At 41.0% G+C, this 11744-nt stretch carries 7 protein-coding genes; 5 read left to right on the forward strand and 2 right to left on the reverse strand.

Annotation, left to right across the window (positions count from 1 at the left end; all coding sequences use genetic code 11):
* Window positions 1–54: 54 nt before the first annotated feature.
* The gene (locus tag Bovatus_RS14965) at window positions 55–4173 is read left to right on the forward strand and encodes a hybrid sensor histidine kinase/response regulator transcription factor (RefSeq protein ID WP_004298474.1); all 4119 of its coding nucleotides are present in this window, start codon (window positions 55–57) and stop codon (window positions 4171–4173) included.
* A 117-nt stretch (window positions 4174–4290) separates the two neighbouring features.
* On the opposite strand, the gene Bovatus_RS14970 is transcribed toward Bovatus_RS14965, so the two are convergent.
* A complete protein-coding gene (locus Bovatus_RS14970; protein WP_004298476.1) occupies window positions 4291–5253 on the reverse strand; it encodes a glycoside hydrolase family 18 protein in 963 nt (320 codons plus the stop codon).
* Window positions 5254–5526: 273 nt separating this feature from the next.
* Between Bovatus_RS14970 and Bovatus_RS14975 the strand changes: the two genes are divergently transcribed.
* From Bovatus_RS14975 to Bovatus_RS14990, 4 genes are all read left to right on the forward strand, one after another.
* Window positions 5527–6396 (forward strand): helix-turn-helix domain-containing protein, encoded by an 870-nt coding sequence (locus Bovatus_RS14975; RefSeq protein ID WP_004298479.1) that lies wholly within the window; start codon window positions 5527–5529, stop codon window positions 6394–6396.
* A gap of 211 nt (window positions 6397–6607) precedes the next feature.
* Window positions 6608–7312, forward strand: coding sequence for a succinate dehydrogenase/fumarate reductase cytochrome b subunit (locus Bovatus_RS14980; protein ID WP_004298481.1), 705 nt, complete (start codon window positions 6608–6610; stop codon window positions 7310–7312).
* 37 nt (window positions 7313–7349) lie between these two features.
* Window positions 7350–9329: a fumarate reductase/succinate dehydrogenase flavoprotein subunit gene (locus Bovatus_RS14985; protein WP_004298483.1), complete on the forward strand. Its 1980-nt coding sequence runs from the start codon at window positions 7350–7352 to the stop codon at window positions 9327–9329.
* A gap of 36 nt (window positions 9330–9365) precedes the next feature.
* Window positions 9366–10121: a succinate dehydrogenase/fumarate reductase iron-sulfur subunit gene (locus Bovatus_RS14990; RefSeq protein ID WP_004298485.1), complete on the forward strand. Its 756-nt coding sequence runs from the start codon at window positions 9366–9368 to the stop codon at window positions 10119–10121.
* 646 nt (window positions 10122–10767) lie between these two features.
* On the opposite strand, the gene Bovatus_RS14995 is transcribed toward Bovatus_RS14990, so the two are convergent.
* Complete coding sequence (locus tag Bovatus_RS14995; RefSeq protein WP_004298487.1) at window positions 10768–11607, reverse strand: helix-turn-helix domain-containing protein; 840 nt, start codon at window positions 11605–11607, stop codon at window positions 10768–10770.
* Window positions 11608–11744: the final 137 nt, after the last annotated feature.

Here is an 11744-nt window from a genome sequence, read left to right on the forward strand (position 1 = left end):
TAAAATATTTATTCCTATTTTTGGACTTGTAATTGAAACAAATAAGCACGAGTTATGAAAAAACACATTGCTTCTATTCTATTTTTATTCTTGTTATCAACTTTTCAGTTGATAGCCCAGTCTCATTCCGTAAAAAGATTGGGGATAGAGCAAGGATTATCAAATAATTATGTAGTCAGCATTACACAAGATAAACAAGGGTTCTTATGGTTTGCCACAGAAGAAGGACTTAATAAGTTTGACGGTACCCGTTTTATTACTTACTATAAAAATGATTTGGCACATAACAATCAGGGAATCACCGGCAACAAGCTTAACCGGGTGTATGCTGACACGAAACGTCCTATTATTTGGATAGCCACTCAACGAGACGGACTAAATGCATATAATTATAATGAGCAAACATTTACCGCTTATCAGCATAGCCCGAAAAATCCACATAGTTTGATTACGAATGACGTAACAGACATTTCTCCTTCCACTCAACATGATGATGGTTTATGGATTAGTACCTATTATAGAGGTATAGAATATCTTGATATCACCAGCGGACAATTCACTCATTATAATAAAAGTACAGTTCCCAGTCTGCCTTGCGACCAGACATGGACAGTATTGGACGGAGGTGATGGAAATTTGTATATCGGGCATGTCGGAAGCGGGTTCAGTATTTTCTCTCCAAAAGATAAAAGTGTAAAAAACTTCCGGAACGAAGCCGGAAACCCAATGAGTTTGCCTGGTAATGATGTGTTTTGTATTATAAAAGACGCAAATGGAAATATCTGGTTAGGTACAAATAACGGATTGGCTCTATATGATGATGCTAATGAAAACTTCATAACGTTCAAAAACAACAAGAATGACAAGTATGCTACTTTATGCAGCCGTATATTATCTATCCGCCAACTGAAAGATAATAGGCTTTGGATTGCTTCAGAACTCAATGGCATTGCCATATTAAACCTTAAACAGAGTATGTTCCTCTCGCCAGAGGAGATTTCTCTTGAATATATACAGGAGGGTGCTGATAACCGAAGTCTTTCTAATGCAAGTGCCCGATGTATATTCCAGGATTCTTTTGATAATATTTGGATAGGGACATGGGGAGGAGGGATCAACTTTATCAGTAGTAAACCACCTTTGTTCACCACATTGAGCTATTCCCCTATTCCAAACAATGAGAACGGTTTGAACAACAAAGTAGCCAGTAGCCTCTGTATGGACAGACAAGGACGGGTTTGGATCGGAACAGACGGTGGAGGAATCAATGTATTTGAAGGAGAGAAACGTATCGCTATCCATAAAAAAGAGAGTGGAAATATTCCTTCGAATTTTATATTAGCCTCTTTGCAGGATTCAAAAGGTAATTTATGGTTTGGTTCCTACCAAGGGGGAATCAGCTATTATGATAACCGGAATAAAAAATTCCGTTCCATCTCTCTTATGGGGCAATCTAATCTGGATGTCCGTACGATCTATGAAGACACCCAGCACAACATTTGGGTAGGATACAGTGGAGGGATTGTTATATTGAACCCTCTTACAATGGAGATTATCCGACATTACAATACAGAAAACAGCGAACTACAAAGTGACTTTATACGCTCCATAGCTCAAGATGAGAAAGGACGTTTCTGGATTGGGAGTTTCGGAGACGGACTTGGTATATACACCCCGGACTTACAAAAAATCAAAACGTTCACTCAAAGGGATGGTTTCTGTTCCAATACTGTCAACCAGATCATACAAGATAAACAAAAAAGAATGTGGATAGGAACAGGAGAGGGATTGGTTTGTTTCCTGTCTACCGATGAACTGAATTATAAGACTTATCAACGGAAAGACGGCCTGATCAATACAAATATCTGCGCTATAGCAGAAGACAAAAAAGGAAATATCTGGTTTAGTAACAACAAAGGTATCAGCTGTTATGTTACAAGCAAAGACTGTTTTTACAATTATAGTCACTCTGATGATGTACCGGCAGGAAGTTTCTCAAGCAGTTGTGTTACACAAAACAAGAACGGATGGATTTATTTCGGTTCTATCAATGGAGTATGCTGTTTCAATCCCGATATCACCATGAACGAACAACCAGCTCCGGCAGCAGTTATCACAGAAATGAAAATACTCGGACGATTGAGCAATCTGGAAAACAATGACATGATTATCAATTTATCCAAAGGACAGAATGTAGAATTAAGTCATGCGCAAAATAGCTTTGGACTTACATTTAACGTACAAAACTACTCACTAGTCAACCAAGTGGAATATGTTTATATGCTGAAAGGGCTTGAAAACTCATGGTACACCGTCAATGAGAACAACAGCGTCACTTTCCGAAACATTCCTCCGGGAAAATATGAATTCCTCATCAAAGCAAGGGTACATAATCAGGAATGGCCCGAAGAAGCTACTTCACTTACCATCCGTGTCAATCCCCCTCTTTGGTTGACATGGTGGGCAAAGCTTATCTATATTTTGGTATCTATCAGCATCATTTATCTTATCCTGCATGCATATAAAAAGAAGCTGGATTTGGAAAGCCTCTATACGCTGGAAAAGAAAAACCATGAGCAAGAACAGGAATTGAATCAAGAACGTCTGCGATTCTATACCAATATCACCCATGAGCTGCGTACGCCGTTGACCTTAATCCTCGGTCCTCTGGAAGATATGCAAAAAGAGACCTCACTTCCGGTAAAACAAGCCCAAAAGTTATCTGTCATCCATCAGAGTGCACTACGGCTGCTCAACTTGATTAATCAAATACTGGAATTCCGGAAGACAGAGACACAAAACAAGAAATTATGTGTCAGCAAAGGCAATATCGCTCCTCTGATCTATGAGATAGGGCTTAAATACAAAGAACTAAATCAAAAGACCAAGATTGATTTCCAGATTCAGATAGAGAAAGAAGAAATGCTCCTTTTCTTTGATAAGGAAATCATTACCATCGTTTTGGACAACCTGATTTCCAATGCGATCAAATATACGGAACAGGGACGCGTCACTCTAAGTTTGTATCAGACAATGCGCAATGAAGTTGCTTATACAGAGATAAAAGTCAGTGATACAGGATATGGAATTTCTGCTGAAGCCCTGCCACATATTTTTGACCGTTATTATCAGGAAAGCGGCAAGCATCAGGCATCCGGAACAGGCATTGGCTTGGCCCTAGTGAAGAATCTGGTCACCCTGCATGAAGGAGAAATCCGGGCAGAAAGTATGCAAAACGAAGGAAGTACTTTCTATATCAGCCTATTGACGGATAATATCTATCCCAATGCCTTACACGCAGATTCTACAGAACCGATTCAAGAAGATACGAATCAGGAAGCAAGCCTTGAATATCCACAAGAAACCACACTGGATACCGGTAAACCGATCCTGTTGATTGTAGAAGACAATGAAGAGATACAGAAATATATCGCCGAGTCCTTCGCAGATTCGTTCGAAGTACTCACCGCCTACAATGGAGAAGAAGGGAAGCAACAAGCTCTTAGCCGCATCCCAGATATTGTAGTCAGCGATATTATGATGCCTGTCATGGACGGTATCACTCTCTGCCGGCAATTGAAAGAAGACGTACGGACCAGTCATATCCCTGTCATCCTATTGACAGCCAAAGATTCTCTGCAAGATAAAGAAGAAGGATACGAGGTAGGAGCCGATTCTTATCTGACAAAGCCTTTCAGTGCTTCTCTGCTACGCAGCCGTATCAATAATCTGCTGGAATCAAGAAAGAAACTGATAGCTCAATTCCAGACACAATCCGTTCCGGGCAATCAGGCAGATTTAAAAGAAAAACATATCGTAATCGCTGAAGCTCTAAGCAAGCTGGATAATGAATTTATTGAAAAAATCACCCTTTTAATCGAAGAAAACCTCTCTTCGGAGAAGATTGATATTACCTATCTTTCAGACAAGATGTGTATGAGCGGTTCCACCCTCTACCGGAAAATGAAAGCACTGACAGGATTATCGACCAACGAATATATCCGGAAAGTGAAAATGCAGAATGCAGAACGTTTATTGCTTGAAGGGAAGTTCAACATCTCTGAAATCGCCTATAAAGTAGGAATGAACAGTACGGGGTATTTCCGTCAATGCTTTAAAGAGGAATTTGGCGTCTCGCCTTCGGATTACCTGAAGCAGATTATACAATCTTGAGAAAGGAAGATGTATCAGAAGTAGAATTTACTTTCATGTTGCTCTATCATTCAGAACAATAATGAAAAATCCCTTCTGATACCTCCCAATAGGAAACTCTGCGACCTGTAGGGGAGGTCATTTTCTTAATTCCTCAACCATCGCTTTGAGCAATGATTTAGAATCATCCAGCGGCAAATCTGTGGCTAAATCCCAACTCATCATGCCTTTCAGTCCTTGCTCCATCGCATAACGGGTCTTAGTGCGGATATTGTCCTGTCCGTCAAACACATATTTCTCTCCCTTATATATTACTTCATTTTGTGCAGGTTCCGTAATCAGTCCCTCTTGTACAAAACTGAAATAAGCCTCTGTCTTCTTCGAATTATCCTTTGTCACACCATAGAAAGGAACTCCTGCCACCAGTTTTTCCTTCGGAATGCCATACTCCAATACCATCTGTATATCCGAACAATATTTTTCTATTGGAAAACGAACCGGTGAAGGACCATAGCACTGAAGTGAAATAAAATCAACTGCTTCAATAGCTTCCTTACTAATCTTATAACAAACAGGATGCAGAGATACACTGAAAAGATACTTGTTTCCCAACACTTCCCGCATCTTCAGAATAGCCAAACTATAATCTTTATATTCTTTCTCATTTTCTGCCCACTCAAAATCAAGATCAATGCCATCCAGTTTATTCTTTTCCAGTACAGTCTTTATGTTCTTTGCAAACGTCGTACGAGCGGCCTCATCGGCCACCATCGCTTTCCATTCGCCACTGGAAGCTCCCAAACGTATTTTCACTTTTGTACCTTTTACTTTTGCACGAACCGATTTAATCAAACCTGCCCAAGTGGTCATCCCTTTTCCCTGAAATACACGCGGATTCTCGAATGACAATGATCCGTCTTTATTAGGATGAACATTCAAGAAAATAAGGTCGTCACTTGCCCGCAAGCTTTCTGTAGAAATACGACCACGGTTGTAAAAATTACCCCGCACATAAGAACTGACCATATAGTCTTGTTGTGCAAACAATGATAATCCAACAAACACAAAAAGGAAGAATACAATTTTTCTTAGCATTAGCATAATGATTGATAATTAAAACGTTTAGATCGCAAAAATACGCATATCAAAAGCAAACAGATGTTCAAAAACAACTATAATACTTCCAAAAATCAACATAAAGTTTTCTATTCAGAAATTTAAAACAGATAAATATTGAATTCTCTAACATCATCCAAAGGGATAAGAATAATATTTGCAGGTTTCTACTAAAACATAAATAAAAGAAAGAATTCCATTTTCCGCAAAAAAAGTCTATCTTTGTTCCGTTAAGATAATAAATCACGCATAAAACTCATGCCAGGAGATTCATTTTGCATACAATATACCAACTGTACGGGATGTCCAAAAAATGTTGAGAATATCCTTGTATATAGAAACTTACCTAAAGGAGAGCATATCCCCAAGGATAAGTGTACACAGAATTGTATGCTTTTTATGATAAAGGGCGAATTACTTATCAATAGCGAAGAGCATCCCGGAATAACGTTACGCGAGAGACAAATTGTTTTGCAGGCTATTGGCTCCAAGGTCGAAATACTGGCACTGACAGATGTTGAATACGTTGTCTACTGGTTCAACGAACTACCTTTGCTCTGCGAAGACCGATATAAGGAAATGATGGAACAGGCGGAAGCTCCTTTGACCTACACTCCACTGATTATGAGTGAAAGGCTTTACCACCTTGTCACCAGTATGCCCGAATTCCTCGCTGAAGAAAACCCTTGCAGCAAGTATATCGACTTAAAATGCAAAGAACTGGTTTTCTTGATTACCAACTTCTATCCGCTGCCCCAACTGGGTTCATTCTTCTATCCGATCAGCACTTATACGGAAAGTTTCCACTATTTCGTCATGCAGAATTACAGCAACGTGAAGAACGTGGAAGAATTTGCGCATCTGGGAGGATATACGACCACTACTTTCCGCCGACTTTTCAAAAACCTCTATGGTGTGCCCGTATACGAATGGATACTGGAAAAGAAACGGGAAGGAATCCTGGAAGACCTACAGCACACCAAAATGCGAATCACTGAAATTTGTAACAGATACGGATTCGACTCCCTGTCGCATTTCGCCCACTTTTGTAAAGACTCTTTCGGAGATACCCCACGCGCTTTACGCAAGAAAGCAGCCGGCGGTGAGAAAATCGGGAAAGTACAATAAACAGCCTCATCCTACGAATGTGCCAATCAGTTGCACCATGCGTACATACTGGCTGGCATATTGATACATTAGCGCATTGATTCATTATTAAAGAATTATTTCTTTAATTCCTTGCTCAATCAATCTATTTCCCCTATTTTTGCAGTCTGTAAGAGGTGTAAAACGTCGAAATTTTAGTTCTAACAATTAAATAATTTAAATTCAATCATTTATGTGGTTAAGTAATTCATCTGTAGGAAGGAAAGTGGTGATGAGCGTTACCGGTATCGCCCTTGTCCTGTTTCTAACATTTCACATGGCGATGAACTTGGTTGCAATCATCTCGGCTGATGGTTACAACATGATTTGTGAGTTCCTGGGAGCAAACTGGTATGCGTTAGTGGCTACCGCAGGACTAGCCGCTCTTTTTGTGATTCACATCATCTACGCATTCTGGCTGACAATGCAGAATCGCAAAGCGCGTGGTAGCGAACGCTATGCAGTGGTTGACAAACCAAAAACTGTAGAATGGGCATCTCAAAACATGTTGGTGCTGGGTCTGATCGTTATCGTAGGTCTTGGTTTGCACCTCTTCAACTTCTGGGCAAAAATGCAGTTGCCGGAACTGATGCACAACATGGGCATGCACGCTGATACACTGACGCTGGCTTATGCCGCTAACGGTGCTTATCACATCCAGCAGACTTTCTCTAGCCCGGTTTACGTAGTTCTTTACCTCGTTTGGCTGTTTGCTTTGTGGTTCCACCTGACTCACGGTTTCTGGAGCTCTATGCAATCACTGGGATGGAACAACAAAGTATGGATCAATCGTTGGAAATGCATTTCTAACATCTATTCTACGATTGTTGTACTCGGTTTCGCACTGGTAGTAGTGGTATTCTTCGTGAAAACACTGATTTGTGGCGGTGCTTGCTAAATAGTAAATTGTAAATGATTAAATTGTAAATAATATTATGATCAAGATAGATTCAAAAATTCCAGAAGGCCCGGTGGCTGAGAAATGGACCAACTATAAAGCTCACCAGAAATTGGTGAACCCCGCTAATAAACGTCGTTTGGACATCATCGTTGTGGGTACGGGTCTGGCAGGTGCTTCTGCCGCTGCTTCACTTGGTGAAATGGGTTTCAGAGTATTCAATTTCTGTATTCAGGATTCTCCCCGTCGTGCACACTCTATCGCTGCACAGGGTGGTATCAACGCTGCAAAGAACTATCAAAATGATGGTGACTCGGTTTACCGTCTGTTCTACGATACTGTAAAAGGTGGCGACTATCGTGCCCGTGAAGCAAACGTATATCGTTTGGCTGAAGTGTCTAACGCTATCATCGACCAATGTGTAGCACAAGGTGTTCCTTTCGCTCGCGAATACGGTGGTACACTGGACAACCGTTCTTTCGGTGGCGCACAGGTATCCCGTACTTTCTACGCTAAAGGCCAGACTGGTCAGCAGTTGCTGCTGGGTGCTTACTCTGCATTGAGCCGTCAGGTAAACGTAGGTACTGTTAAACTGTATACCCGCTATGAAATGCAGGATGTTGTCATCGTTGACGGACGTGCCCGCGGTATCATCGCAAAAAATCTTGTAACAGGCGAATTGGAACGTTTCGCTGCTCACGCTGTAGTAATCGCTACTGGTGGCTATGGTAACGCTTACTTCCTGTCTACTAACGCTATGGGTTGTAACTGTACAGCTGCTATCTCTTGCTACCGCAAGGGTGCTGTATTCGCTAACCCTGCTTACGTTCAGATTCACCCGACTTGTATTCCGGTACATGGCGACAAGCAGTCTAAGCTGACTTTGATGTCTGAATCTCTCCGTAACGACGGTCGTATCTGGGTTCCGAAGAAAAAAGAAGATGCTGTGAAACTTCAGAAAGGCGAAATCAAAGGAAGTGATATTCCTGAAGAAGACCGCGACTATTACTTGGAACGCCGCTATCCGGCATTCGGTAACCTGGTTCCGCGTGACGTTGCCAGCCGTGCCGCTAAAGAACGTTGCGACGCTGGTTTCGGTGTAAACAACACAGGTTTGGCCGTATTCCTCGACTTCTCTGAAGCTATCAACCGTTTGGGTATCGACGTTGTTCTTCAACGTTATGGTAACCTCTTCGATATGTACGAAGAAATCACTGACGTTAATCCGGGCGAACTGGCTAAAGAAATCAGTGGTGTGAAATATTATAACCCGATGATGATTTATCCGGCTATCCACTATACAATGGGTGGTATCTGGGTAGACTACGAACTGCAAACCACTATCAAGGGTCTGTTCGCTATCGGTGAATGTAACTTCTCCGACCACGGTGCAAACCGCCTCGGTGCTTCTGCATTGATGCAAGGTTTGGCTGACGGTTACTTCGTATTGCCTTACACTATCCAAAACTATCTGGCAGACCAGATCACTGTTCCTCGTTTCTCTACCGATCTTCCTGAATTTGCTGAAGCTGAAAAAGCAGTTCAAGCTAAGATCGACAAGTTCATGAGCATCCAGGGTAAAGAATCTGTTGATTCTATCCACAAGAAACTGGGTCATGTCATGTGGGAATATGTAGGTATGGGACGTACGGCAGAAGGCCTGAAGAAAGGTATCGCCGAACTGAAAGAAATCCGCAAGGAATTCGAAACGAACTTGTTTATCCCCGGTTCTAAGGAAGGTATGAACGTAGAGCTTGACAAAGCAATCCGTCTGTACGACTTCATCACTATGGGTGAGCTTGTTGCTTACGATGCATTGAACCGTAACGAAAGTTGTGGTGGTCACTTCCGTGAAGAATACCAGACTGAAGAAGGAGAAGCAAAACGTGATGACGAAAACTTCTTCTATGTAGCATGCTGGGAATATCAAGGTGATGATGAAAAGGCTCCGGTATTGCACAAAGAACCGCTGGTATACGAAGCTATCAAGGTTCAGACTCGTAACTACAAGAGCTAATCGGTGAAGTTAAACATTTAAAAGAATTAGAAGAAAATGGATAAAAATATATCATTTACACTGAAGGTATGGCGCCAAGCTGGTCCGAAAGCTAAAGGTGCTTTTGAAACCTACCAAATGAAAGATATCCCCGGTGATACTTCCTTCCTCGAAATGCTGGATATTCTGAACGAACAGCTCATCAGCGAAAGAAAAGAACCGGTAGTATTCGATCATGACTGCCGCGAAGGTATCTGCGGTATGTGTTCTCTTTACATCAACGGACACCCGCACGGTCCTGCAACAGGTGCTACTACTTGCCAGATCTATATGCGTCGTTTCAACGACGGTGATACCATCACTGTTGAACCTTGGCGTTCGGCTGGTTTCCCTGTCATCAAAGACTTGATGGTAGACCGTACTGCATACGACAAGATTATGCAAGCTGGTGGTTATGTAAGCGTACGCACAGGTGCTCCGCAGGATGCTAACGCTATCCTGATCGCGAAACCTATCGCTGACGAAGCTATGGATGCTGCTTCTTGTATCGGTTGCGGTGCTTGTGTAGCTGCATGTAAGAATGGTTCTGCTATGTTGTTCGTTTCTGCAAAAGTCAGCCAGTTGAACTTGCTGCCGCAAGGTAAACCGGAAGCTTTGCGTCGTGCAAAAGCTATGTTGTCAAAGATGGATGAACTGGGATTCGGTAACTGTACAAACACTCGTGCTTGTGAAGCTGAATGTCCGAAAAATATTTCTATCAGCAACATCGCTCGCTTGAACCGCGACTTCATCATCGCAAAATTAAAAGACTAGAAATTGCTAGATTTCAATAGCGAGAGCTTAATTTGATTAATGACAGAATCCCCTGCCGGCTAGTCCGACAGGGGATTTCTTTATGTATGAGTAGATCACAATTATTATTAATACGGATCAGTAACATGAACTTTTAATTCATAAGTTTCACCGATTTCACCTTATAGCCAGAACTGTTATGAATGAGAGAATTACGGGTGAAAGCGAGGATTGAAATAAGGTAAAATCATTCATTACCGCTTTCACCTGTCTTATTAAAATATCCCTTGAGCTAAAACAATTATCATTATAGCTAATCCGGATATGCTTATAGCAAATCCGCTTTCAGGTGTTAATGAGTGAACTGTGCGGATGTAATACTTTGGCCGACAGGTCTTAACACCTTAGTTCTCATGTGTTAATACTTGAGTTGTTGCATCTATATATCCAGCATCTTGGAGCTATATATCCAACACCTTGAAGCTATATATCCAACACTTTGGATCTATATGTCCAACAGTCGGTATGAATAAACTCAATAGGTGAAACCGGGAAGGTTCAGTTTCACCTGAATTTCTCCCTTGCTTTCACCCGCTGTTACCTTATTCATCGGCATTTAGAGAATTGGATGAAACCGGTGAACCGCAGTTATCTTACATAGTTGCATTTATGAAATGTCTTGCCTACGTAAATTACGTGGAGAGGCACCAAAAGATTTCTTGCAGAAATTAGAAAAATGGGGTAAAGATTCAAAACCATATTTATAGCATATCTCCGAGATGCTATATTCAGAGTTGTTCAAGTCGTCCAGAATGCCCTCTTTACGTCTCGCCAGCATCCATTCATAAACAGGTTCATGAAAGACGTTATTGAAGATACGACGGAATGTACTAAGAGTATATCCACCCAATTGTGCCAGTTCTTCCACAGTCTTTACTTTCTTATAGTTTTGAATAACGAAATATTGGAAACTGTTTACATATTTAGAGAGTGGATGCACCAAGCTCGAAAGATCATAATCGGAATAATAGTATCCCAACACGAACGCTAATTCTTTTCGTTTCAGAGATAGCAAATCCCGACAGACTTTATCTCCTTTCAAATAAGTAATAGACCCATTGAGGAAATATTGCAGTTCTGGAATTATTTTTAATGGAGTATAAATAAGTGGAGGAGATATTTCCTTCATGATATGATTGAAACGGAAATCACAAAACAGTTCGGGCTGGATAAAACGATAATAAATACACTCACATTCAGTCATAGCAAGCATCTCAAACATAGAACCAATAGCCTGAAGGATAAATTCACCTCCCTTAAGCATTGTCCCTGCATATTCCTTACTATTGACCAGTATTTCTCCCTTCATCAAAAAAAGGATAAGATTTTCTTCACACTTTTGAGCCGGTTTATGAAAACCACGCTGATAAATCACATGAGTAATAGCATTACTCACCGCTTTTGGACATATTTGACAATCCCAGATTCCTTGACAAATAGATGGCATACGCTGACTGTGTTTGTTTTTGTTTATGCTGCCAGCAAAAATATATGAAATCTTTCATATTGCCATAAAAAAAGAGAGAAAAGTGAAAAAGAGGTTGAAGAGAGGAGGAGGAAAAAAAGAAAAAACATAATTTCAAT

It is taken from the genome of Bacteroides ovatus (genome assembly GCF_001314995.1).
Lineage (GTDB): Bacteria > Bacteroidota > Bacteroidia > Bacteroidales > Bacteroidaceae > Bacteroides > Bacteroides ovatus.

Bases quoted from the DNA above. Each gene is read 5' to 3' on its own strand.
- Bovatus_RS14975 (WP_004298479.1), top strand. From the start codon at position 5,527: ATGCCAGGAGATTCATTTTGCATACAATATACCAACTGTACGGGATGT.
- Bovatus_RS14980 (WP_004298481.1), top strand. From the start codon at position 6,608: ATGTGGTTAAGTAATTCATCTGTAGGAAGGAAAGTGGTGATGAGCGTT.
- Bovatus_RS14965 (WP_004298474.1), top strand. From the start codon at position 55: ATGAAAAAACACATTGCTTCTATTCTATTTTTATTCTTGTTATCAACT.
- Bovatus_RS14985 (WP_004298483.1), top strand. From the start codon at position 7,350: ATGATCAAGATAGATTCAAAAATTCCAGAAGGCCCGGTGGCTGAGAAA.
- Bovatus_RS14990 (WP_004298485.1), top strand. From the start codon at position 9,366: ATGGATAAAAATATATCATTTACACTGAAGGTATGGCGCCAAGCTGGT.
- Bovatus_RS14970 (WP_004298476.1), bottom strand. From the start codon at position 5,253: ATGCTAATGCTAAGAAAAATTGTATTCTTCCTTTTTGTGTTTGTTGGA.
- Bovatus_RS14995 (WP_004298487.1), bottom strand. From the start codon at position 11,607: ATGCCATCTATTTGTCAAGGAATCTGGGATTGTCAAATATGTCCAAAA.